A 23,523-nucleotide genomic window follows, 5' to 3' on the forward strand; every position below is an offset into this window, starting at 1 on the left:
TCGGCCGGGGCACAGGTGACTCATGTGCCTCCGGATCATTGCCATTTGACCTGTGACTCCATAAGTTAACCGAGCATGACGAGCAGTCAGCAGGCTGTCACCGCTCCGGCCATCCGCCTCTCCGGCCTACGGAAGTCCTTCGGTCACACGGAGGCGGTGGCCGGAGTCGATCTGGAGATCCCCGACGGCGAGTTCTTCTCGATGCTCGGCCCGTCCGGTTCCGGCAAGACCACCGTGCTGCGGCTGATCGCGGGCTTCGAGAGCCCGAGCGCCGGCACCGTCCACCTCGGCGGCACCGACGTCACCCGCCTCGCACCGTTCGAGCGCGACGTCACCACGGTCTTCCAGGACTACGCGCTGTTCCCGCACCTGACGGTTCGTCAGAACATCGAGTACGGGCTGCGGGTCCGTCGAGTGCCCCGGGCCGAGCGCGCCGATCGGGCCGGGCAGGCCCTGCACCAGGTCCGCTTGGACGGCTACCAGGACCGCCGTCCGAGCGAGCTCTCCGGCGGCCAGCGCCAGCGGGTGGCGCTGGCGCGGGCGCTGGTGGTCCGGCCCAAGGTGCTGCTGCTGGACGAGCCGCTGGGCGCGCTCGACCTCAAGCTGCGCGAGCAGATGCAGGTCGAACTGCGGCAGATCCAGCGGTCGGTGGGGATCACCTTCGTCCTGGTCACCCACGACCAGGGCGAGGCGCTGGCACTCAGCGACCGGATCGCGGTGTTCCACCGGGGCAGGATCGAACAGGTCGCCTCCCCGGCCGAGGTGTACGAGCGGCCCGCCACCGCCTTCGTCGCCTCCTTCGTCGGCACCTCCAACCTGCTCGGCGAGCAGGAGTCCCGGCGGCTGCTGGGGGTCGGCGGCACCCACAGCATCCGCCCCGAGCGGATCCTCGTCGCGCCCGCCGGCACCACGCCCGGCGCCAGCCAGCACGCCGTGGAGGGCACCGTCACCGAACGCGGCTACCTCGGCCACAGCACCCGGCTGCTGGTCGACCTCGACGGCGGCGGACGGCTCACCGTCCTCCAGCCCCAGGACGCCGCCCCCGCCGAACCCGGCTCCCGGATCACCCTGCTCTGGCAGCGCACCCACGACTACCAGGTATCCCCGTCCGACTGACCCCACGGAACCGAACGGAACCCGACCATGCGGAGCATCACGCGGACCATCCGAACAGTCACGGCCCTGGGCGCCCTGGCCCTCGCCGTCGCCTGCTCCGGCTCGACCGGCGGCGGTAGCGGCAGCCGTAGCGGGTTCAACCCGCCCAAGCTGGAGGCGCAGAAGGCCATCGGCCCTGGCGAGGGCAGACTCAACCTGATCGCCTGGGCCGGCTACGCCGAGAACGGCTCCAACGACCCCAAGGTGGACTGGGTCACCCCCTTCCAGAAGCAGACCGGCTGCCAGGTCAACGCGAAGACCGCCGGCACCTCCGACGAGATGGTCAGCCTGATCAAGACCGGCGAGTACGACGCGGTCTCCGCCTCCGGCGACGCCTCCCTGCGGCTGATCGCCTCCGGTGACGCGGCGCCGGTCAACACCGGGCTGCTGACCAACTACCGGGACATCTCGCCGTCCCAGAAGATGCAGAAGTGGAACTCGGTGAACGGCGTCGCCTACGGCATCCCGCACGGCTACGGCGCCAACCTGCTCGCCTACCGCACCGACAAGGTCAATCCCGCGCCCACCTCGTGGAGTTCGGTCTTCGCGGTCGACTCCCCCTACGCCAAGCACATCTCGGCGTACGACTCGCCGATCTACCTGGCCGATGCCGCCGTCTACCTGATGTCCGCCAAGCCCGAGCTCGGCATCAAGGACCCGTACGCACTGGACCAGAAGCAGTTCGACGCCGCCGTGGCGTTGCTGAAGCAGCAGAACCGGAACATCGGCGAGTACTGGAGCGACTACCTCAAGGCCGCCTCCGCGCTCAAGTCCGGAAACACCGTGATCGGCAGCTCCTGGCAGGTGGTGGTGAACACCGCCGTCGGCGAGGGCGCACCGGTGGCCACCGCACTCCCGACCGAGGGCGCCACCGGCTGGGCCGACACCTGGATGGTCTACGCCAAGGCCCAGCACCCCAACTGCGCCTACCAGTGGCTGAACTGGATCACCTCCCCCAAGGTCAACGCCCAGGTCGCCGAGTACTTCGGCGAGGCCCCCGCCAACCAGCTCGCCTGCCAACAGACCACCGACAAGAACTTCTGCACCACCTACCACGCCGGTGACACCGCGTACTGGAGCAGGGTGCACTTCTGGGCCACCCCCGTCCCGCAGTGCCTGGACGGCCGCACCGACACCACGTGCGTCCCGTACGCGCAGTGGGTGCAGGCCTGGACGGCGATCAAGGGCTGACCGGTGAGCTCACCGACCTCCGCACAGCGGCTGGCCGGCGGTCTGCACCGCCGGCCCTGGCTGCGGCTCACCCTGCTGCTCGGCGCCCCGGCGGCCTGGCTGCTGGTGGCGTACCTCGGTTCGCTCGCGGTGCTGTTCTGCTCGGCGCTGTGGACCACCGACCCGTTCACCTCGGACGTGGTCAGGGTGTGGAACCTGGACAACTTCCAGCAGCTGTTCACCACCGGCGTCTACCGGCAGGTCGCCCTGCGCAGCCTCGGCACGGCGGTCGCCGTCACCGTGCTGGACGCGGTGATCGCCTTCCCGATCGCCTTCTACATGGCCCACGTCGCCCGGCCGCGGATACGTCCACTGCTGGTGGTCGCCGTGCTCACCCCGCTCTGGGCGAGCTACCTGGTCAAGGCGTACGCCTGGCGCGGCATCCTGGCCGAGGGCGGGCTGCTGGACTGGGCGGGCGGGCCGCTCGGCCTGCACTCCCCCGGGTTCGGGCTCGGCGCGACCGTCGCGGTACTGGCGTACCTGTGGCTGCCGTACATGATCCTGCCGGTCTACACGGGTCTTGAGCGGCTGCCGCCCGCGCTGCTGGACGCTTCCGCCGATCTCGGAGCCGGGCCCTGGCGGACCCTCCGCTCGGTGGTGCTGCCGCTGGTGCTGCCCTCGGTGGCGGCGGGCTCGGTGTTCACCTTCTCGCTCAGCCTGGGCGACTACATCGCCGTGCAGATCGTCGGCGGCAAGACCCAGCTGATCGGCAACCTGGTCTACGCGAACATCACCCTCAACCTGCCCCTCGCGGCGGCGCTCGCCACCGTGCCGGTGCTGGTCATCGTGCTCTACCTGCTCGCCGTCCGGCGCAGCGGCGCGCTCAACTCCCTCTGACCGCCGAGGAGTCCACCGTGCACCTGTCCCGAGCCGCCCGGATCGCGGTGCGCACGGCCGCGTTCGCAGGGCTCGTGGTGATCTACGTACCGCTGCTGCTGGTCCTGGTCGACTCCGTGAACGCGGACCGCACCTTCGGCTGGCCGCCGAGCGGTCTCACGCTGCGCTGGTGGGCCGATGCATGGGACGACTCCGGTGCGCGGCAGGCGCTGTGGACCTCGGTCCGGGCCGGGCTCGGTGCCACCGCGATCGCACTGGTGCTGGGCACCCTGGCGGCGTTCGCCGTGCACCGGCACCGGTTCTTCGGCCGGGAGGCGGTCTCCTTCCTGGTGGCGCTGCCCATCGCGCTGCCGGGCATCGTCACCGGCATCGCTCTCAACACGGCCTTCCGTACGGTGCTCGGGCCGCTCGGGGTCGGGCTCGGTATGGTGACGGTGATCATCGGGCATGCCACCTTCTGCATCGTGGTGGTCTTCAACAACGTGGTCGCCCGGCTGCGGCGCGGCCAGGGCTCGCTGGAGGAGGCCTCGATGGACCTCGGCGCCGACAGCTTCCAGACCTTCCGGCTGGTCACCTTCCCGCTGGTGCGCAGCGCCCTGGTGGCGGGCGGCCTGCTGGCCTTCGCGCTCTCCTTCGACGAGATCGTGGTGACCACCTTCACCGCCGGCGCCGGGGTGCGGACCCTGCCGATCTGGATCTTCTCCAACCTGGCCCGCCCCAACCAGGCCCCCGTGGTGAACGTGGTCGCCGCCGTGCTGGTCCTGCTCTCCGTCGTCCCGGTCTACCTGGCCCAGCGGCTCACCTCCGACTCCCCGTCCGCCGGCCGCCTGTGAGGGCCCTTGCGCCGCCGGGCCGGGCATCGCATCGCTGGATCAACACCATGTCGTCGTGGGTGAGTTGGGGCCGTCCGGTAGACCCTGGCACCGCCCCACCTCCCGGGACCGCCCCGCGCCCCGGGGCTGTCGGTGCCTGCGGGTAGCGTGGTGAGGGTGAGGGAGCGAGCAGGCTGGACCGCCAACGGGCTGCACTGGCACGGTGGCCGCCCGTATCTGAGCGCGCGCAACGGCGAGCGGGAGCACGAGCGCGCGGTGGCTCCGGGCGACCGGATCGGCTGGCTGCTCACCGGCCCCCGCCGCTGCACCGGCGTCTGGCTCCCCGGCGAGCCGCAGCGCCGCCCCTGCCCGCACGGCGCGACCATCGACCCGGACGGCGCCGCCATCCAGTGCCCGGCCTGCCAGAGCGCGGACCGGGGTCTCGCACTCGCCCGCGACCAGATCCTGGACGACGGCCGCACCTACCGGCTCTACCTCGCCTGGCTCGGCACCGGCCTGCTCAAGGTCGGTCTGACCGCCGAACAGCGCGGCACCAGCCGCCTGTTGGAACAGGGCGCACTCGCCTTCACCTTCCTGGCCCGCGGCCCGCTGCCCGGCATCCGCCGCGCCGAACTGACGCTCTCCGGCGCGGGTCTGGCACGCGAGCGGTACCGCAGCCTGGCGAAGACCGAGGGCTGGTGGCATCTGCCCGGCCCCGCCCGGCGGCACGGCGACCTGGCCGAAGCGCGCGGCGAGGCGCTGCGGCTGCTGGCCGGCCACCGCATCGAGTGCTTCCCGGACGGCGAGATCACCGACCACGTCGAGCTGTTCGGACTCACGGACGGCGCCCCCGCCGAGTACCGCGAGGTCGCCGGCCTGTCCGACGGTGCCGTACTGGCCGGGACACTGCGCCGCCCGATCGGCCGCCACCTCTTCCTCGACCAGTCCGACGGCGTGCCCCTGCTGCTGGACACCCGCCGCCTGGCCGGCTGGACACTCTCCGCCACCGACCGCCCGGCGGGCCCCGGCCTGGGCCTCCGCCCGCGCCGCCGCCCCGAGGCGCCGACCACCCAGGACGCGCTGTTCTAGCAGCTCGACGGGGGACGGGCACGCTGCGCCGTACGGATGCCGCCCGGTCGCGGGGCCGACATCATGGAGGCAGCGCCGCAGGACGCGATCTGGAGGAGGTCTGCCGTGACCAGCACCGGATGGACCCTGCCGAGCAGCGCCCCCGTGGAGTGGCTGCCCGCCCTCGACATCTCCGGGCCCGACCGGCAGCGCCGGCTCACCGTGCTGCTGCGACTGCTGCTGCTGATCCCCCAGTACATCGTGGTCTTCCTGCTGAAGATCGCGGCCCTGGTCACGGTGGTGATCGGCTGGTTCGCCGCCCTCGCCCTCGGCAGGCTGCCGAGGGCGGTGCACCGGTTCCTGGCCGAGTACCTCGGCTACGCCACCCGGGTGAACGCCGCCACCATGCTGCTGGTCGACCGGTACCCGCCGTTCACCCTGGACGCGCCCCCGGACTACCCGGTCCAGCTGGAGCTGCGGGCCGGGCGGCTCAACCGCCTGGCCGTGTTCTTCCGACTGCCGTTGATCATCCCGGCGGTCGTCGTGGCGAGCCTGGCCGTCTCCGGCTGGTACCTCCTGGCGGTCTTCTTCTGGCTGCTGGTGCTGGTCCTCGGGCGCATGCCGCGCCCGCTGTTCGAGGCGACCGCCGCGACCCTGCGCTACGAAATGCGGGTGAACGCCTACTTCCTGCTGCTGACCTCCGCCTACCCCAAGCGGCTGTTCGGCGACGAGCCGCCCGAGGCTCCCCCGACGGGCCCGCACTCCGCCACCCGCCCCCTGCTGCTGGGCGGCCCGGCCAGGTTCCTGGTCGCCCTGTTCCTGGTGCTCGGGCTGATCGGAGACCTCGCCACCTCCTTCGGCAGCCCCCACCGCGAGGAGAACACGGAGTTCCACGCGGCCACCGCCGTGGTGCGGGCGGCGTGAGCGGCGGGCGACTGCCGCGAGGGCCGTACGGGCGGAGGGTCAGCGGAATCCGCTCCCGGACCAGGCGCTCCACCAACTCCGGGCCCTCCATCGCCCGCAGCCCGTGGTCGAACCGTTCCACCCCCAGCAGGTCCAGCGCTTCCCCGACGTAGCCGGCGGGGCCCTCCTCGCCCGCGTGCGCGACCGCGCGCAGGCCGAGCTCGCGGGCCCGCCGGTAGACAGCGGTGAACTTCGAGTTCTCCCCTCTGGAAATATCTGACGAGTCAGTTACTGTTGTGTCAGGTGAATCGCCCACACCCCCTTCTCGAGGCAGGTTTCCCGTGCAGCTCGTCTACGTCCTCGACGCCTACTGCGGCTGGTCCTACGGCTTCGCCCGCACCATGGCCACCGTCGCCGACCGCCACCCCGGGCTTCCGGTCGAGGCGGTCTCCGGCGGCCTGTTCACCGGTGCCCGCCGGGTGCCGATCCGGGAGTTCGGCTACGTCCGGGGCGCGAACGCCCGGATATCCGAGCTGACCGGCGTCGAGTTCGGCCCGGCGTACGAACGGCTGATCGCCGACGGCTCGTTCGTGATGGACTCCGACGACGCCGCGCGCGCTCTCGCCGCCCTGCGCTCGGCAGCACCGGCCCGGGCCGTCGAGCTTGCCGCCGACCTGCAGCAGGCCTTCTACCGGGACGGCCTGAGCCTCTCCGACCCGGACACCTACCGGAAGGTCGCCGCCGACGCGGGCCTGGACGCCGGCGCGGTCGTCCGCTACTTCGAGTCCCCCGCCGCCGCGGCCGACGCCGCCGCCGACTTCCGCCGGGCAGCGCGGCTCGGCGTCGAAGGCTTCCCCACCCTGCTCGCGGTGGACGGCCGCCGCGCCACCGTCCTGGCCGTCGGCCACGCCACCGCCGCCGAGGTGGACCGCCGCCTCGCGGCGCTCTGAGCGTCCGCTTCGGCCCACGAGTCGACCACCACCATCCTCAGGAGATCCCGATGAGCACCCTCGACTTCAAGGTCATCGACCTGGACTTCCCGGTCGGCAGCAAGAACAAGACCGCCACCCTGGTCACCGGCGAGAGCGAGGCGCTGCTGGTCGACACCGGCTTCACCCGGGCCGACGGCCACCGCCTGGTGGCCGAGGTACTCGACTCGGGCAAGGAGCTGACGACGGTCTTCGTCAGCCATGGCGACCCCGACTACTACTGGGGCGCCGAGGTCCTCGCCGACGCCTTCCCCACCGCCCGGCTGGTCGCCACCGCACCGGTGATCAGCCACATCCGGGCCAAGTTCGAGGGCAAGCTGAAGGCCTGGGAGGCGGTCGGCGCCAACCGGCCGACCCGGCTGGTCGACCTGGAGCCGCTGGCCGGCGACCTCCACCTGGAGGGCCACCGCTTCCAGCTGATGGGCGGGGCCCCGGCGCTGCCCGACCGCCACTACCTCTGGCAGGCGGAGCACCGCGCGGTGCTCGGCGGCGTCCTGGTCTTCCAGCGGGAGCACGTCTGGACGGCGGACACGCCTCGGGCGGAGCAGCGCACCGCCTGGATCGAGCAGCTGAACGAGATCGAGGAGCTGGACCCGCGCCTGGTCGTCCCCGGTCACCGGCTGCCCGGCTCGCCGGCCGACCCCAGCGCCGTCGCCTGGACCCGCGACTACCTGCTGACCTTCGAGGCGATGCTCCCCGCGGCCGCCGACGGCGCCACCGTCACCGAGGAACTGGTCGAGCGCTACCCGGGCGCGGGCATGCTGATCGCGGCCCAGATCGGCCCGAAGGTCGCCAAGGGCGAGATGGCGTGGGGCTGACCGTGGACTCGACCGCGACCGCCGTACTCTCCACCGCCGGCAAGCCGCTCGACGTCCGGGTCGCGCACCACTTCGTGGTCCGGGGCGGTCTGATCGTCCGGTTCGAGCAGTTCGTGGACACCGCGGAGGTGCTTGCCGCGATGCGGCCCTGAGGCCGGCCCCGCCCGGTCCGTCGGTACTTGGACCGACCGGCGACAGGGCCCGCGGCGTCGTTGTGCCGGCCGCATCGCTGGTCGGTCCTACGCGATTGGACGGCCGGTGCGGCCGCCCGGGACGATTGGTCCGGGCACCAGTTCGATCAACCAGGGAGGGCTCGCGGTGGCGGAGCAGCAGATCAGCAGCGGGGCGCAGGCCGCCGCCGACCCCCGCATCCGGGCGGTCGGGGTCCTGCTGAGCGCGTCCGCCCTGCTGGAGCACCAGCTCGGCACCGCGATCCAGCGCGAGGCCGGGATCAGCCACTCGATGTTCGAGATCCTGCTGATCCTGGCCGAGCGGCCGGACGGCGCTCCGATGAGCGAGCTCTCCGGGCGGCTGGTCGTCACCAGCGGCGGCGCGACCCGGCTGGTCGACCGGATGGTCAAGGCCGGGCTGGTCGAGCGCCGGCCGTCCCCGAGCGACCGGCGGGTCCAGCTGGTCTCGATGACCGAGCAGGGCGAGACTGCCCTGGTGCGGGCCGCCCGTGCCCACGTCCGCGAGACCGATCGCCAGCTGTACGCGGCGCTGCCGCCCGAGGAGCTGACTGCCATGATCGGCGCGCTCGACCGGGTCGGGCGGCATGCCCGCTCGCTGCTTCCGCCACTGCGCTAGGTCTACTCGGTCATGACGTCGGTGACCGCCGGGCACCGGGTCGCGGGCCTTCCAGCACACGGCCTCGCACCCCTTCTTCAGCACGGGGCGGTCACCTCACGCTCAGCGCCCTTCCCCGCATCCCCGGGGTGCGGCCCCCTTATTCCGAACCGACACCTCTCCATGGCACACTCGGGACTCGTGTACACAACCAGCCAGGCGTCCAGGACGATCCGGGCCGCGATCTTCGCCGCCCTGGTCGTGCTGCTGGCTGCCCTGAGCCAGGTGGTGCTGAGCGGCCGGCCGCTGCCGGTCAGCGTCCTCGGCGGGGGTGCGCTCGCAACCTTCCTGGTCGCGTTCGTCTGCTCCGGCGCCGAGCACGGCTTCGGCCGGATCCTGGCGCTCTTCCTTCCGACCGAGCTGGCGGTCAACGTCCTGTTCGACCTCGGGCAGGCCACCTGTCCGAGCGGCGAGGCCGCGCTGCACGGCAGCCGCAGCAGCCTTGAGGAACTGATCTGCGGCGGCGGTTCGGTCGGCGGCTTCCTCACCGATCCGGCGGCCACGGTGGCGTCGGTCGGCGGTCTGTCCGTACTGCTCGGGCACGTCCTGCTCGCCGTCCTCGCCTCCTGGTGGCTGCGGCAGAGCGAGCGCGCGCTGCGCGGCCAGGCCACGGTCGCCCGGGCGCTCGGCGAACTGCTCGCCGGCAGCTGGCGGGTGCTGCGTCTGCGCGCCCCGCTCCCGGCCCGGCCGGTGCTCCGGCTGCGGATCCCCCGCGCCAGCCGCGAGCGGATCCCCGCCGACCCCGTCCTGCTCCGCCCCGCCGTCCGCCGGGGGCCGCCGGCCTTCGCGCCGGCCTGCTGAGCACCGTCCCGCACCTCACGCAGGCCCCGCCGCTCCCGGCACTTCGCCGGAGCGTGCCCATCCGTATCCGGACCGCGTGAGACAGGAACCGCATCACCATGAGCAACCAGCAGAAGTCGAACAAGTCGGCCACCGAGCGCCTGCGCGAGCAGCGGCTCCGCGAGGAGAAGGCGGAGAAGACCCGCCGCCGGGTCGTGCTCGGCGTGGCCTCCGCCGTGGTGGTGGCCCTGGCGGCGGGCGTGGCGATAGTGGTGAGCCAGCACAGCGGGGGCAGCAGTGCCGCCGCGGGGCCAGTGGTGGCCCCGGCCAACACCTCCGGCCCGGACGGCACCGTGATCACCTACGGCAAGGCCGACGCCAAGCACACCCTGAAGATCTACGAGGACTTCCGCTGCCCGATCTGCGAGCGGCTGGAGACCACCGACGGCAAGACCGTCCAGCAGCTCGCGGACAACGGCACCTACAAGATCGAGTACCACCTCGCCACCTTCCTGGACGCCAACCTCGGCGGGAAGGGCTCGCACAACGCGCTGGCGGCGGCCGGTGCGGCGCTGAACGAGGGCACGGACAAGTTCAAGCAGTTCCACGACGTGCTCTACGCGAACCAGCCGGACGAGCGGACCGACGGCTTCGGCGACGTCAACCACCTGCTCGACCTGGCAGGCAAGGTCCCCGGTCTGAAGACCGACGCCTTCGTCAAGGCGGTCAAGGACGGCACCTACGCCCCCTGGGCCGCCAAGGTCTCCCAGGCGTTCAACGACAGCGGCGTCAGCGGCACCCCCACCCTGATGCTGGACGGCAAGACGCTGAACGTCTTCGACGGCAGCGGCACCCCCGTCAGCCCCGAGCAGTACCAGGCGCTGGTCCAGCAGACCGTCTCGGCGGGCTGAGCCGATGCCTCGTACCGACACCGTTCCCGCCGGCCGCAGGCTGGCCTGGCTGCTGGTGGTCACCGGCGTGGTCGGACTGGCCGCCTCGGTCGAGCTGACCCTGGACAAGATCCGGATCTTCCAGAACCCGTCCTACGTCCCCAGCTGCAACATCAACCCGATCATCAGCTGCGGCTCGGTGATGCGCAGCGCCCAGGCCGCGGTCTTCGGTTTCCCCAACTCGCTGATCGGCCTGGTGGCCTTCGGCGTGGTGATCACGATCGGCGCCGGGATGCTGGCCGGCGCGGCGTACCGGCGCTGGTTCTGGCTCGGCCTGCAGGCGGGCGTGATCTTCGGGGTCGGCTTCGTCACCTGGCTGATGACCCAGACGCTGTACTCGATCGGCGCGCTCTGCCCGTACTGCATCGTGGTCTGGACGGCAATGATCCCGCTGTTCTGGTACACCACCCTGCACAACCTGCGCAGCGGTGTGATCCCGGTGCCGAGCGGCCTGCGCCCGGTGGTCCGGGAGGCGGACCGCTACCACTGGGCCGTTCCGGTGCTCTGGTACGCGGTGATCGCGCTGCTGATCCTGGACCGGTTCTGGTACTACTGGCGGACCCTGATCTGACGCTCCGCCGGAACTCTGCGCGCCGTGGCCCGGGCCGTCCGCCCGGGCCGCGGCGTTTTCGGTACCCGGCGCAGCACTGGTCGTGCACGGCGGCCGGGAAGCCGGCCGCACACCCGGCAACCGGGGTGCCCTCGCCCCGACCGCTCAGTCCGCGTCGGCCAGCTCGGCGAGGTGCTCGAAGGCGGACCAGGTGGCCCGGGCGGGCGCGAGGCGACCCCCGAGATCGATGTCGCGCAGGCCCTCGTCGTAGGGAATGGTGACGATCTCCCCGCAGCTCTCCGCCACTTCGGGCACCCGGCTGAAGCCGCGGTCGGCATGGGTGGGCCCGTTGTGCACCACTGCCACCACGCTGGACCGGGCGAGCGCCCGGTAGCCCTCCCATTCGAGCAGTTCCAGCAGCGCGGCCGTGTCCCGCAGGCCGCGCTCCGGACCGTCCACCAGTACGAGCCGGTCGGCCGTGTCGAGGACGGCCCGGACGTGGGTGTCGAGCGTGGGTGCCCGGCAGGTGGTGACCGCCGTCTCGTAGTGCTCCTGCAGGACGCCCAGCACCTTCCGGTACTGCTCCCCGGTCAGCGCGTCCTGGCGGCGGCCTCCGCCCAGAATGTGCACTCCGTCCGGACCGGGACTCAGGTACTCCCGCAGTGCGCTCCACACGGGTGTGTCCTCCTCCTCGGCCAGCCGCCACAGCCCGTCGGACACCGTTCTCTGCCCCAGCGCGCTCAGGGCGTGAGCGCCCCGGCCGGAGTCCAGGGCGACCACCGGCCGCCCGCCGGAGCGGGCGAGCGCTGCTCCCAGCATCACGGCCGTGGTCGCCAGCCCGACGCCCACGGCGGGCGAGAGCACGGCGATCCGGTGGAACCGGGCCGGCGGCGGTGGCGGCTCGGCTCCGCCGCCGTGCTCGCCGGCCGGCCCGACCCGGGCGGCGTCGGCCACGGTGGCGCCGCCGAGGGCCGCCATCGGCCGTGGGCCCACCGACTGGTGCCCGTTCAGCAGCGCCCGTCCGCGCTGGGACATCCAGGCCGTCAGCCGGCCGTCCTCGGCCCCCGGGCCCACGCGGCCGCGGAAGTCGGCGACGATCCGGTCGAGCCCGGGCCTGCTCTTGGCGTCCTCCCGCAGGCAGTGCGCGACCAGGGTGAGCCAGCTGCGGTCCTGCAGGGTCGGCTTGCCGACCATCTCACCCCAGATCAGCCGGTAGTCGTCCCATTCACGGACCGCCGGGTCGAACTCGCGTCCGGTCGCGCAGTAGTGGAGCACCTCCCCCAGCGCGTAGACGAGGCTGCCGACGGACAGCCAGGGCGGCCTGCGGAAGACCGCGGCCCAGGACCGCTCGTCGCTCAGCAGACGGGAGACGGCCGGGTTCCCCCGCCAGTCCAGGATCACGGGCGCGTCCCCGGTGATGACGATCCGGTCCAGGTCGAGGCGGGCCGGGGCGGTCCCGTTGTCCAGCACCCGGCGCAGCGCGATGGCCAGGTGCAGCGCGAGGTGGTGCAACAGCTCGGAGTTCAGCAGCGGGCCGCAGCCGTCGACGAACTCCCGCAGGGTCGGCGCGGGGCGCCCGGCCGGGGTGAGCGGGACGGTGGTGGCCAGCCAGGGATCGGAGTCACCCGCCCCGACCGCGATCACCCTCGGGGCGTAGCGGGTACCGACACTGTGCAGGTTCCGGGCTTCGGCCCGGATCAGCCGGATGCGCTGGCTCTCGTGACCGGGGATGATCCGCAGGCTCACCACCTCCCCCCGGTCGTCCGCACCGACGTATGTCCATTCCTCGGTCGCCGACCGTCCGAGCACCCGGTAGGGGCCGGCGGCGTACGGGTCTCCCGGCCCCCGTGGGAGCATCCTGCCCATCGCCGCCAGGGCGGCGGCCAGCGGCGGGAGTTCGACCGGACGCTCGGCCGGGCCGGCCGCCGGATGTGCCGGTACTGCGGACTCCCGGACTCCGAGGCGGTGCAGCAGGGTTCGGCCGGCCCAGGCGAACGGGGTGTCCGCCTCGGGCTCCGCCGGGCCGGCTCCGGTGTCGAGCCAGCTCGGGAAGTCCGCCGAGCGGCCGACCAGCGCGTCGAGCAGCCTGCCCACCTGGCGGCTGACGTCGAGCAGTTCGGCGGTCGGCACCGAGTCCAGCAGCACGTCCTTGACCGGCCCGGGGAAGTCGAACGCCCGCTGGGCGGCGGGCCGGGCGGCGGCAGGAGCGGTGGGGCGCAGCAGACCGCCGAGGACGACCTCGGCGAGCGGCACGGCATCGGTGGTGCCGAGCAGGGTGGCCTGGATCAGCCGCATCACCGGGACGGTGACCGGTGCGCGGGCGGCGAGGTGGGCGGCGAGGCGGTGCGCCTCGGGGGAGGCCGCGCGCTGGAACCGGTCGAGGCGCAGCCGGGCCAGGGTGTCCGGATCGGGCCTGGTTGCGGCCGTCCGTCGGGCGGCGGAGCGGGGTTCCCACAGCGGCAGCCGCATCCCGCCGCCGGGTGCGGCGAGGAACCGGGACCAGTCCGTCAGCGCGGCCGGGGTGAGGTCCAGTACCGGGATCGGGATGCCGGTCGCGGCTTCCCCGGCCGGCTGCCAGTCCGCGTTGCGTGCGCCGGGGTGCGGAGCCCGCACCGCGCCCTGCCCGGCGGCCAGCCCCGTCCCCGGCCACATCCGGCGCGGGAGGGCGTGCAGCACGGCGGTCGGCCCCGAACTGCCCCACCGTCGCAGCACGGTGTGCATCCGGCCGTCCCGCCAGGCCGCTCCGGCGCCGTCGCTGAACAGCAGGACGAGGGTCTCCCCGGTGGGGTCCGCCAGCATCGCGGGGTCGAGCGCGCCCGCCGGCTCGGCTCCGTACGGGCTGCTCACCAGGCGGATCCCGCCCGGCTTGCGGGTTCGCAGCCCGTGGACCCGCACGTCGCGGAAGGCGCCGCTGCGTTCCAGCAGCAGCCGCAGGTCGGTCACCGTCCGCTGCCAGAGCAGCATCGAGATGCCGTCGTCCACCACCAGGTCGCAGCGCAGCCAGCGTTCCCTGGCCGGGCGGAGGACCAACTCCAGCAGGCCGCCGTCGGCGGTGGCGGCCACCGTGGCCGCTTCGTCGATCTCGGTACGGCGCCGGCTGGGCCGGTACCGCTTGAGTGGGCGCAGGGCCCGACCGAGCGTCAACTGGTCGGGCAGGCCCTGGAGTTCGGGGACGCGTACCGGCTGGAGCCGGGCGGTGCCCGTCGCCCGGTCCACCGTCGGGCGGTCGGTGGCGTGCAGCGGGCGGGCGGGGGGCGCGGGAGCGGGCGGTGTGTCCTCCGGCCGTGGCAGCGGGTCGGGGGCGGCCGAGGCGCTGGTGGCGGGCGCGGTGGCGGGCCGCGCCGGACGCTCCTGCTCCGGACGGGCGTTGGCGACGGCGGCCAGCGGGGCGCGGTGGTCCGCCGGCAGCCGGCCGGCCAGCCAGAGCGCGTCGAGCAGCTCCTGCGGGGCGAGTTCGACGCCCGCGCTCGCCAACACGTCCAGTACCGAACGGAACTCCACCGCCGCCTCCCCTCTCAGACCGCTCCGCCGAGCCTGCGCAGCACCGCGTCGAGCAGCTCGCCCGCGTCCAGGCCGATGCCGCCCTTGCGCAGGAAGACGGCGTTGAGCAGCTGGTCGGTGGCCAGCTCCCCTTCGGCGCGCCGCTCCAGGAAGGTGCGCAGCACGTCCTCGGCACCGTCGAGTGCCTCGGGGCCCAGATGAGCGGCGACGATGCTGCGCAGCCGGGTCTCGTCCGGGTCGGGCAGGTCCAGGCGCAGGCAGCGGCGCAGGAAGGCGGGCGGGAAGTCGCGTTCGCCGTTGCTGGTGATCACCACGACCGGGAACTCGGTGCAGCGGATCCGTCCCCGGACCACCCGGGTGCGGCGGCCCCCGCCGTCCGCGGTGAGCACGTCCACCTCGGCCTCCGCCTCGGGGAGCCGGGCGAGTTCGGGGATCTCGAAGGCGCCCTCCTCGAAGGCGGTCAGCAGGTCGTTCGGGAGGTCCACGTCGCCCTTGTCGAGCTCGTCCACCAGCAGGACCCGGGGGCGCTCGGCCGGGACCAGCGCGGTACCGAGCGGCCCGAGGCGGACGAAGCTGCCGATGTCCGGCTCCGCACGGGCTCGTTCGTGCGGGAGGGCGCTCTCGCGCAGCAGGGTGCTCTCCCGGAGGCGGCCGATGGCGTCGTAGCGGTAGAGGGCGTCCTGGAGGGTGGAGCGGCTGTTCACCGGCCAGTGCAGGACCTCGCCGAGGCTGAGCTCATGGGCGATGGCGTGGGCGAGGGAGGACTTCCCGGTGCCGGGGTGGCCGGTGACCAGCAGGGGACGGCGCAGGTGGAGTGCGGCGTTGACGATGTCGGTCTCGGTCCGGTCGATCAGGTAGCGGCCGGCCGGTGCGCCGTCGGGCGTCCGGCCGAAGCTGCGCCAGGGCGGGGCCGGGGGCATGGCGGGTGTCCTGGCCCGGTTGTCGCCGTGGAACAGCCACCAGTCGGGCGGTGGGTCGCAGGGGCTGTCCGGGGTTTCGGACGGGTGGTGCGGGCTCATCGTTCGCGGTCCCTCGTCATTCGCCCTCCTGGGCAAGGTCGTTGTCGTACAGGTCGTCCGGGTCGCCGAGTTCGAGTACGGGCGGAGGCGGCCGGTCCGGGTCCTCCCAGGCGAGCACGGGCCGCAGCGGCCGGGAGCCGTCGGCGAAGACCTCGGCCCGGTAGCGGCGGACCCGTTCGGGCAGGCCGAGGGCCGGGCCGTCCGGTGCGAGCGGTTCGAAGTCCTCGGCCCGGTAGGCGGTGTGGGACTGCCGGTCCCAGAGCACCACGGGTACGCCGAGCCGCAGGCAGTCGGCGGCGAAGGCGGTGCGGCGGGCCCGGTCGGCGGTGCGCAGCACCACCCTGGCCGCCTGCTGCTCGCGCTGCACCGCGCCGGTGACGTGCCGGCGCTCCCGGCAGCGCTCGTCCAGGTGGAGTGCGGCCGTCGCATCCAGGTGCTGCCAGCGGCGGCGCAGGCGCCTGGCGCGCTCCTTGGCCTGGACCGGGGGGAGTTCCCCGGCCAGTCGGACCACCATCCGGTAGGCGATGCCGAGGGGTTCGGTGTCGGCGTACCGGTCCTGCGGGTCGGCACTGTCCCAGGCCTCGACCGGCAGGCCGAGTTCCGGCTCGTCGAGGAAGACCTCCACCAGCGGGTCCTCGGCGGCCGGTTCGACGGCGGGCAGGTCCTCGTCCCAGGTGGCCAGGACGGTCCGGATGAACCTGGCGACCTCGTCCGGGGCCAGCGGTCCGGGGGTGGGCGCCGGGACGGGGCGCAGCATCCGGTCGCCGCTGTCGGCCCAGGCGGCGCAGCGGAAGCTGCCCTCCCCGCCCTGCCCGGGGTACTCGTAGCGGGTGAGGCTCACGGCGATCCGGGGTCCCGCCGTCGTGCCGCCCGTCCGGGCCTGGACGTGCCGGGACGCGGCCCACTCGGCGGCGGTGGCCCGGTGCTCGTGCAGCACGTCGGTGCCGATGCCCAGCCGGGCGGCCACCCGTCCGCACCAGGAGCGCAGCTCCGCGCCGTGCTGGGGCTCCCGGGCCCCGTCGGCCCAGGCGGCGTGGTACTCGACCGCACGCAGCAGCGGTGGTACCCGGGGTGTTCCGGGCCGGTCCACCGAGTTGCCTCCGGTGTGGCGCTCCAGCTGCGCGATCAGCCCGTCCAGCAGGCGCTCGGCCCGGTCGCGGCGGCAGGCGTTCCGGGTCGCCGGTTCGTCGGCGGGCAGCAGGAGTTCGGGCGGTAGCCGGATCTCGGGGGCCGCCTGGCCGATCGCCCGGACGAACACGGCGGGGTCGGTGTCCGCGAGGGCGTCGCGCAGCCAGCCGTACTCGCCCGGCGAGAGCAGGGCGGCCAGGCCGGTCGACCGTCCGACGGCCAGGAACTCGGCCGCGCCCGGGTGCCGGGCACCGAGGTGCTCCACCAGGGCCGCCAGGCCGCGCGGTTCGGTGGCGAGCAGGTGCGCGAAGCCGTCCGCGTCGGGCCGCCACCCCGGCGGGACGTGTCGGCTGCACTCCCGGGCGACGAACCGGGCGGGCCCGTCCGGGCCTTCCGCACCGGGCAGGAACTGGCGTATCAGCATGGCGAGTCGGCGCCGCAGCGGGTCCACCGGCCCGGGGCCGTCACCGCCGAAGACGCCGTCGTTCGGGAGCAGGCTGGCCGCCGCCTGAGGACCGAGGGCGTTCCTCAGCTCCTCGGCGATGCGCTGCCAGGAGATCGCGAAGCTCCGGTCGTGGAATCCTCGTCCCACCGTCCCTTCGGTGGACCGGAGTTGACCGACCACCAGCCCGACCACCGCCTCGTCGTCCGGCGACCAGAGCGGCCCGCCGCTGTAGCCGGGGCCGATGATCGGCCCGCCGCTCGCCTCGACGTCCAGGTAGCAGACGTCCGGACCGGTGTACTGGACCCGGGTGTCCACGTACGACATCGGAAGCCCGTTGCCGTACCAGGCGCGGACCTTCTGCTGTCCGGTCATCCGGCCCCAGCGCTGGGGGCGCACGTCCGCCGGCGGGGCCGCGACGAGGCGGAGGACCGCCAGGTCGCCCTGCCAGCCGAAGGCACCCTCGGGCACCCGCTCGCCCTCGGCCGTGCGCGGCGGGATCCAGGAGGCGAGTTCACCGTCGACGGTCCCGCCCCGGAAGGAGATCCGCAGGGTCACCGGCCCGGGGTGGCCGGGGTCGAACCCCTTGCGCCGCAGTGCCATGTTGACCACATGGGCACAGGTGAGCACCGAACGCCCCGACAGGAACACCGCACCGCCGCACACCTCGCCGGTGTGCACGTCGAGTACCGAGGCGTACGAGTCGAGCAGAACCTGCTCCGCCGCGCACGCCTCGTGCTCGGACCAGCCCATGCCCCCGGCTACCGTGCCGAGGGCACGGACGAGGGGGCGGCCGAACCGGGCGGCACGGCCGCGCCGCCGGCCCCGTCCGTACCGCCGGTAGCCGGCTGCGGCCCGAGCTGCCAGGTCGCCGAGACCTTCAGGCTGGACTCGCCGCTGCCGCCCACCACGGCCAGCTTGAGGTCGGTGCCGAACCGCACGCCGAACTCCACCGACACCGTGTCAGGACGGTCCGGCACCCCGGCCACGGTGTCGTGCACCTCCTGCAGCAGCGGCACCAGCGGGCGCAGGGCGGAGCGCAGCGAGCCCTGCGCGAGCCTGGTCACCCGCCCGGCCCGCCGCTCGCCGTCCTCCTGTGACCGCTCGCCCTCGGTGTCCCGCCCCACCGCACGACCGCCCGCCATCCCGGGCGGCAGGCCCCCTTGCGGGGCCGGGGCCGGGACGGGAGCCGGTGCGGGCTCCGCCGCCGGCTCGGTGGCGGGGAAGGCGTGCAGCATGACCGACGTACCGTCAGTGAAGGCGAATTCGAGGAACGATGACATGTCCCCGATTCTGCCCACTTCCGCCGGCCCCCGCAGGCGGATCAGCAAGATCATGACTTCTGGGGCCGGTCACCCGCCCGACTCCCCGTCAGCCCGGGAGTTCTCCGGCCTTGCCCGGGTCCGTGAGGCCCGCCATCGGGTCGCGGGGCCGGGCGAGCACCTGCTCGGGGGTGAGCCGGAGGTCCTCGGGGCTGCGGCAGTTGCGCACGGCGGTCCAGGTGAAGGGGACCGACACGGCGGGCGTGGGCCCGGCGCGCAGCGAGTAGGGGGCGGCCGTGGTCTTGGCGCTGCTGTTCTGCGACCAGTCGACGAAGACCCGGCCGTCCCGCAGCGACCTGTCCATCCGGTCCACCACCAGGTCGGGCCGGTGGGCGCGCAGCCGGGCGGCGAGCCTGCGGGCGTAGTCGGTGGCGGCCCGCTCCGGCACCGGGCGCAGCGGCACCAGCAGGTGGAGGCCCTTGCCGCCGGACGTCTTGGGCCAGGCGGTGAGGCCGTCGGCGGCGAGTTCCCGGCGGGCCAGCAGGGCGACGGTGCAGCAGTCCACGATCGTGGTGCCGGGCCCCGGGTCGAGGTCGACGATCAGCCGGTCGTGCTCCTCGGGGTCGTGCCGCCATTGCGGGACGTGGATCTCCAGCGCGCCCAGGTTGGCCGCCCAGAGCAGGGTGGGCAGGTCGGCGACGACGACGTGCCGCAACGTCTCCGCGCGGTGCTCGACCTCGAGGGTGGTGAGCCAGTCGGGGGCGCCGGGCGGCACCCGCTTGGCCCAGAAGCGCTCGCCCGCGACGCCTTCGGGCAGGCGCAGGAAGGAGGCGGGCCGCCCGGCCAGGTGGGGCAGCAGCAGCGGCGCGGCCTTCAGGTAGTACTGGAGGACGGCGGCCTTGGTCCAGCCGGTCTCGGGGTAGTAGACGCGGTCGAGGTGGGTCAGCCGCAGCCGCCGTCCGTCGATCTCGGTGACGGTGGCACTGGGGTCCGGGACGGCGGGCACCGCGTCACCGCCGAGGCCGGGGGGCACGGCGGCCACCGGCCCAGCCGAGCAGCCGGCGGGCGGTGTAGCAGGTGACGATCCGCTCCGGCCCGATCCCCGCGGCCTCCGCTCTGGCGCAGCCGTACGGCTGCCAGTCGAGCTGACCGGGTGCGTGGGCGTCGGTGTCGACGGCGAACAGGCAGCCGGCCTCGGCGGCGAGCCGGAGCAGCCGCATCGGCGGGTCGCGGCGCTCGGGACGGCAGTTGATCTCCACGGCGGTGCCGGACTCGGCGCAGGCGGCGAACACCTGCTCGGCGTCGAACCGCGACTCGGGCCGGGTCTTCCCGTCCCGGCCGTCGCCCACCAGCCGGCCGGTGCAGTGGCCGAGCACGTCGGCACGCGGATTGCGGACGGCGGCGAGCAGTCGGCAGGTCATCGGCACCGGCTCCATCCGCAGCTTGGAGTGGACGGAGGCGACCACCACGTCGAGCTCGTCGAGCAGCTCGTCCTCCTGGTCGAGGCTCCCGTCGTCCAGGATGTCGCACTCGATGCCGGTGAGCAGCCGGAACGGCGCCAGGCGCTCGTTGACCTCGGCGACCGCGTCGAGCTGCCGGCGCAGCCGCTCGGGGCTGAGCCCGCGGGCGACCGTGAGGCGCGGCGAGTGGTCGGTGAGCACCGCCCAGGAGTGGCCGAGCTCGCGGGCGGCGCGCGCCATGGTCTCGATCGGGCTGCCGCCGTCCGACCAGTCGGAGTGCAGGTGGCAGTCGCCGCGCAGAGCGGCGCGCAGCCGCCCGCCGCCGGTGGCCAGCGGGTGCGTGGCGCGCTGCTCCAGCTCGGCGAGGTAGGCCGGGGTTCCTCCGGCGGCGGCCTCGGCGATCACCCTGGCCGTGGTCGGACCGATGCCCTTGAGAGCGGCGGCCCCAGCAGCCAGAGTGGAGACATCGGGGTCGGCCGCGAGCCGGGCCCGGACGGCCTCGGCGGCGCGCCGGAAGGCCTGCACCCGATACGTCGAGGACTGCTCGCGCTCCAGCAGAAAGGCGATCCGCTCAAGCGCCCGAAAGGGGTCCATGTGCCGGAGGTGCCCGGTGCGGCAGCTGCGGAAACGGTGTTCCGGCAGTTCGCACGGGGCGCCGCCGGGATGTCGCGGCGGCCGTTCGGGCGATCCCCGGGCGGCTCCGTCCGGGGGATCCGCCGGACGGGCGGGAACGGCGGCCCGGCGATCCGGTACGGCGATCCAGTCAGGGGGGATCCGGGGGGCTCGTCCCGGGGGGCCTAGGAGGAACTGCCATGCATGACCCCCACACTCCGCACCACCGCTCCGAGGGCATCCCGCCACTCGCCCTGGAGACGGACGTCCTGCTGCGCGAGCTCTCCCAGCTGCACCGCACCCGACACGAGACGTTCCTGTACGGCTCCGAGGAGGCACTGCAGCGCCACACCCTGCGCACCGGCCAGTTGGAGGCCGAGTACCTGCGGCGGTTCCCGCTCCGCCAGGTGACCGCCGGGCGGACCAGGACCGGCTCCCGCGCCCGCGAGGCGGCCGCCCGCGCCGAGGCACACCCGGAGTGAGGCCATGCCCATCGCAACCGTGAACCCCGCCACCGGCGAGACCCTGGAGACCTTCCAGCCGCTGGACCCGTACGAGCTGGAGCGGCACCTGGCCAGGGCCGAGGCCGCCTTCCGCGAGTACCGCACCACCACCTTCGAGTTCCGGTCCCAGCTGCTGCGCCGGGCCGCCGAGGTGCTCGACACCGACCGGGACCGGCTGGCCCGTACCGTGACCGTCGAGATGGGCAAACCGCTGGCCCAGGCCGCCGCCGAGACCGCCAAGTGCGCCCGGGCCCTGCGCTGGTACGCCGACCACGGCGCGGCACTGATCGCGGACGAGCGGCCCGCCGAGGACGACGTCGCCGACTCGGGTGCGACGGCCGCGTACGTCCGCTACCGCCCGCTCGGGGCGGTGCTGGCCGTCATGCCGTGGAACTTCCCGCTCTGGCAGGTGGTGCGGTTCGCGGCGCCCGCGCTGATGGCGGGCAACGTGGGCCTGCTCAAGCACGCCTCGAACGTGCCCCGGACGGCCCTGGCACTGGAGGAGGTGTTCCGCCGGGCCGGCGCGCCCGAGGGCTGCTTCCAGACCCTGCTGATCGGCTCCGGCACGGTCGCGGCGGTGATCCGGGACCGCCGGGTGGCGGCCGTGACCCTCACCGGCAGCGAACCGGCCGGCCGCTCGGTCGCGGCCGTGGCGGGCGACGAGCTGAAGAAGACCGTGCTGGAACTGGGCGGCAGCGACCCGTTCGTGGTGCTGCCCAGCGCGGACCTGGACGCCGCCGTCCGCACCGCCGTCAAGGCCCGCACCCAGAACAACGGGCAGTCCTGCATCGCGGCGAAGCGGTTCATCGTGCACACGGACGTCTACCCCCGGTTCACCGCCGAGTTCGCCAAGGCGATGGGGGCGCTGCGGATCGGCGACCCGCTGGAGCCCGACACCGACATCGGCCCGCTCGCCACCCGGCAGGGGCTGGACGACCTGTCCGCACTGGTCTTTGACGCGCTCGCGCGCGGCGCCGTCGCCGAGTGCGGCGGTGAGCGGCTCGACGAGGCGATGGGCCAGGGGTGGTACTACCCGCCGACCGTGCTCACCGGGATCACCTCCGCGATGCGGATCCACCAGGAGGAGGCGTTCGGACCGGTCGCCTCGGTATACCGGGTGGACAGCCTGGAGGAGGCGGTGACGCTGGCCAACGACACCCCGTTCGGTCTGAGTTCCAACGTGTGGACCACGGACCCCGGCGAGCAGGAGCGATGCGTACGCGACATCGAGGCGGGCGGCGTCTTCTTCAACGGGATGACCGCCTCGCACCCCGCCCTGCCCTTCGGCGGCGTCAAGCGCTCGGGCTACGGCCGCGAGCTGGCCGGGCACGGCATCCGCGAGTTCTGCAACGCCACCACGGTCTGGCTGGGGCCCACGTAGCAGGCCGCCACGAGGCCCGTCCATCGGCCGGGGAGCGTCTCCACGCGCTCTCCGTCCGACGCGGCGCCGGCCGGAGGCGGTGGTGTCGGCCTGGCTGCGGCGCGCGGGCCGTGCGGCCGGTCAGGAGACCGCGCGCAGGCGCCGCTTCGGGCGGGCCGCCCCCTCCAGGGCCTGCTGGAGTTCGTCCCGGGTCATGCCGGAGCGGCCCTGGATGCCCTGCTCGGTCGCCATCCGGTACAGCTCGGCCTTGCTGAGCTTCGACAGGTCCGGGCCGGCGGAAGCCTTCTTCGTCCTCGGCGCCGCGGACGCCTTCGGCCGTCCCCCGGCCTCCTTCCCGCGCGCCTGCTCGGCCTCCTTCCCGGTCCCGGCCTTCCCGGTGCCCGCCCCGGCGCCACCGCCGTCGCCCGCACCGGCCTGCCGCAGGCTGCGCTGGAGCACGTCCATCAGGTCCACCACATTGGTGGACGCCGGAGCCGGGGCGGCAGCCACCGTCTCCCGACCGCTGAGCCTGGCCTCGACCAGCTCGCGGACCTGTTCGCCGAAGGTGTCGTGGTGGGCCTCCGGGTCCCAGTCGACGCTGAGGGCCTCGATCAGCTGGCAAGCGGTGGCCAGCTCCTTCTCGCGTGGTGCGAACTCCCCCGGCAGGTTGTCCACCTCACGGTGCGGATCGCGGACCTCGTCCGCGTAGTGCATGGTCTGCAGCACCAGCAGATCGCCCTCCGGCCGTACCGCCGCGAGGTACTGCTTCCCGCGCATCGCGAAGGTCGCCAGCCCCGCCCGTCCGGTCTCGGTCATGGCCCGCAGCAGCAGCCCGTAGACGCCTGCGTACTCCCTGCCGCGCGGGCCGAGGTAGTACGTCCGGTCGAAGAAGATCGGGTCCACCTGCTGGAGCTCGACGAAGCCTCCGATCTCGATCGACCGGGAGCGTCCGGGTGAGAGCTCCTCCAGCTCGGAGGGCTCGAAGACGACGTACTCGCCCTCGGCGACCTCGTAGCCCTTGACGATGTCGCCGTACGCGACCTCCTTGCCGGTGCGCTCATTGACCCGCAGGTTGCGCACCCGGTCGGAGGTACCGCGCTCCAGCTGGCGGAAGTGCGGTGAGTGGTCCTCGGTGGCCGCGTACAGCGCCACCGGGACGGCGACCAGCCCGAAACTCAGGGTGCCGGTCCAGATCGGCCTGGCCATGACGGGCCTCCTCGGTCTGCCGTCCACGCTCGCTGCCCGTGGCTCCTGCCCACCGGCGCCCCGCGATCCGCCGCTGTCCATGGTCCGCCGCG

At 73.7% G+C, this 23,523-nt stretch carries 22 protein-coding genes and 1 pseudogene; 15 read left to right on the forward strand and 8 right to left on the reverse strand.

The window, feature by feature from the left end; all coding sequences use genetic code 11:
- The first annotated feature begins 75 nt into the window (after positions 1-75).
- The 6 genes from ACWDAK_RS22745 to ACWDAK_RS22770 all read left to right on the forward strand — a co-directional run bounded on the left by ACWDAK_RS22745 (position 76) and on the right by ACWDAK_RS22770 (position 6,026).
- Entirely contained in the window at positions 76-1,116 is a 1,041-nt protein-coding gene (locus tag ACWDAK_RS22745; RefSeq protein WP_427393037.1) for an ABC transporter ATP-binding protein, read from the forward strand.
- A gap of 27 nt (positions 1,117-1,143) precedes the next feature.
- The gene (locus tag ACWDAK_RS22750; RefSeq protein ID WP_344635552.1) at positions 1,144-2,346 is read left to right on the forward strand and encodes an ABC transporter substrate-binding protein; all 1,203 of its coding nucleotides are present in this window, start codon (positions 1,144-1,146) and stop codon (positions 2,344-2,346) included.
- A 3-nt stretch (positions 2,347-2,349) separates the two neighbouring features.
- Positions 2,350-3,222, forward strand: a complete 873-nt coding sequence (locus ACWDAK_RS22755) for an ABC transporter permease (protein WP_344635553.1) — start codon at positions 2,350-2,352, stop codon at positions 3,220-3,222.
- 17 nt (positions 3,223-3,239) lie between these two features.
- Entirely contained in the window at positions 3,240-4,055 is an 816-nt protein-coding gene (locus ACWDAK_RS22760; RefSeq protein ID WP_344635554.1) for an ABC transporter permease, read from the forward strand.
- Positions 4,056-4,211: 156 nt separating this feature from the next.
- Positions 4,212-5,123 (forward strand): DUF2797 domain-containing protein, encoded by a 912-nt coding sequence (locus ACWDAK_RS22765; RefSeq protein WP_427393036.1) that lies wholly within the window; start codon positions 4,212-4,214, stop codon positions 5,121-5,123.
- A gap of 105 nt (positions 5,124-5,228) precedes the next feature.
- Complete coding sequence (locus tag ACWDAK_RS22770; RefSeq protein ID WP_344635556.1) at positions 5,229-6,026, forward strand: DUF4389 domain-containing protein; 798 nt, start codon at positions 5,229-5,231, stop codon at positions 6,024-6,026.
- 28 nt (positions 6,027-6,054) lie between these two features.
- Here the strand turns inward: ACWDAK_RS22770 and ACWDAK_RS22775 are convergent.
- Positions 6,055-6,258: pseudogene (locus ACWDAK_RS22775) on the reverse strand (adenosine deaminase); the annotation flags it as partial.
- An 88-nt stretch (positions 6,259-6,346) separates the two neighbouring features.
- Between ACWDAK_RS22775 and ACWDAK_RS22780 the strand changes: the two are divergent.
- From ACWDAK_RS22780 to ACWDAK_RS22810, 7 genes are all read left to right on the forward strand, one after another.
- On the forward strand, positions 6,347-6,955 hold the full coding sequence (locus ACWDAK_RS22780; protein ID WP_344635557.1) for a DsbA family protein: 609 nt from the start codon (positions 6,347-6,349) through the stop codon (positions 6,953-6,955).
- Positions 6,956-7,005: 50 nt separating this feature from the next.
- Complete coding sequence (locus ACWDAK_RS22785; protein WP_344635558.1) at positions 7,006-7,812, forward strand: MBL fold metallo-hydrolase; 807 nt, start codon at positions 7,006-7,008, stop codon at positions 7,810-7,812.
- Positions 7,803-7,964, forward strand: a complete 162-nt coding sequence (locus ACWDAK_RS22790; RefSeq protein WP_425557556.1) for a nuclear transport factor 2 family protein — start codon at positions 7,803-7,805, stop codon at positions 7,962-7,964. Before ACWDAK_RS22785 ends, ACWDAK_RS22790 begins: the two co-directional genes overlap by 10 nt.
- 166 nt (positions 7,965-8,130) lie before the next feature.
- Positions 8,131-8,619: a MarR family winged helix-turn-helix transcriptional regulator gene (locus ACWDAK_RS22795; protein WP_344635559.1), complete on the forward strand. Its 489-nt coding sequence runs from the start codon at positions 8,131-8,133 to the stop codon at positions 8,617-8,619.
- 180 nt (positions 8,620-8,799) lie between these two features.
- Complete coding sequence (locus ACWDAK_RS22800) at positions 8,800-9,459, forward strand: hypothetical protein (protein ID WP_344635560.1); 660 nt, start codon at positions 8,800-8,802, stop codon at positions 9,457-9,459.
- Positions 9,460-9,557: 98 nt separating this feature from the next.
- Positions 9,558-10,349, forward strand: a complete 792-nt coding sequence (locus ACWDAK_RS22805) for a DsbA family protein (protein ID WP_344635561.1) — start codon at positions 9,558-9,560, stop codon at positions 10,347-10,349.
- A 4-nt stretch (positions 10,350-10,353) separates the two neighbouring features.
- A complete protein-coding gene (locus tag ACWDAK_RS22810; protein ID WP_344635562.1) occupies positions 10,354-10,959 on the forward strand; it encodes a vitamin K epoxide reductase family protein in 606 nt (201 codons plus the stop codon).
- A 144-nt stretch (positions 10,960-11,103) separates the two neighbouring features.
- Here the strand turns inward: ACWDAK_RS22810 and ACWDAK_RS22815 are convergent, their stop codons facing one another.
- The 6 genes from ACWDAK_RS22815 to ACWDAK_RS22840 form a co-directional block, all read right to left on the reverse strand.
- Positions 11,104-14,439, reverse strand: coding sequence for an SAV_2336 N-terminal domain-related protein (locus ACWDAK_RS22815; RefSeq protein ID WP_427393035.1), 3,336 nt, complete (start codon positions 14,437-14,439; stop codon positions 11,104-11,106).
- A 14-nt stretch (positions 14,440-14,453) separates the two neighbouring features.
- Positions 14,454-15,458: an AAA family ATPase gene (locus ACWDAK_RS22820; protein ID WP_427393034.1), complete on the reverse strand. Its 1,005-nt coding sequence runs from the start codon at positions 15,456-15,458 to the stop codon at positions 14,454-14,456.
- Between the two features lie 16 nt (positions 15,459-15,474).
- Positions 15,475-17,781: a VMAP-C domain-containing protein gene (locus ACWDAK_RS22825; protein ID WP_344635565.1), complete on the reverse strand. Its 2,307-nt coding sequence runs from the start codon at positions 17,779-17,781 to the stop codon at positions 15,475-15,477.
- Positions 17,782-17,789: 8 nt separating this feature from the next.
- Complete coding sequence (locus ACWDAK_RS22830; RefSeq protein WP_427393033.1) at positions 17,790-18,311, reverse strand: CU044_2847 family protein; 522 nt, start codon at positions 18,309-18,311, stop codon at positions 17,790-17,792.
- An 88-nt stretch (positions 18,312-18,399) separates the two neighbouring features.
- A complete protein-coding gene (gene ligD / locus ACWDAK_RS22835) occupies positions 18,400-19,332 on the reverse strand; it encodes a non-homologous end-joining DNA ligase (protein ID WP_344635567.1) in 933 nt (310 codons plus the stop codon).
- Positions 19,301-20,344, reverse strand: a complete 1,044-nt coding sequence (locus ACWDAK_RS22840; protein ID WP_427393032.1) for a PHP domain-containing protein — start codon at positions 20,342-20,344, stop codon at positions 19,301-19,303. Before ACWDAK_RS22840 ends, ligD begins: the two co-directional genes overlap by 32 nt.
- A gap of 218 nt (positions 20,345-20,562) precedes the next feature.
- Here ACWDAK_RS22840 and ACWDAK_RS22845 point away from each other — a divergent pair, with 218 nt between their 5' ends.
- Complete coding sequence (locus ACWDAK_RS22845; protein WP_344635569.1) at positions 20,563-20,844, forward strand: DUF6158 family protein; 282 nt, start codon at positions 20,563-20,565, stop codon at positions 20,842-20,844.
- A gap of 4 nt (positions 20,845-20,848) precedes the next feature.
- Positions 20,849-22,246, forward strand: coding sequence for an NADP-dependent succinic semialdehyde dehydrogenase (locus tag ACWDAK_RS22850; protein ID WP_344635570.1), 1,398 nt, complete (start codon positions 20,849-20,851; stop codon positions 22,244-22,246).
- 120 nt (positions 22,247-22,366) lie between these two features.
- Here ACWDAK_RS22850 and ku read toward each other — a convergent pair whose 3' ends face one another.
- Complete coding sequence (ku, locus tag ACWDAK_RS22855) at positions 22,367-23,431, reverse strand: non-homologous end joining protein Ku (protein WP_427393031.1); 1,065 nt, start codon at positions 23,429-23,431, stop codon at positions 22,367-22,369.
- Positions 23,432-23,523 lie beyond the last annotated feature (92 nt).

It is taken from the genome of Kitasatospora sp. NPDC001175 (genome assembly GCF_053598215.1).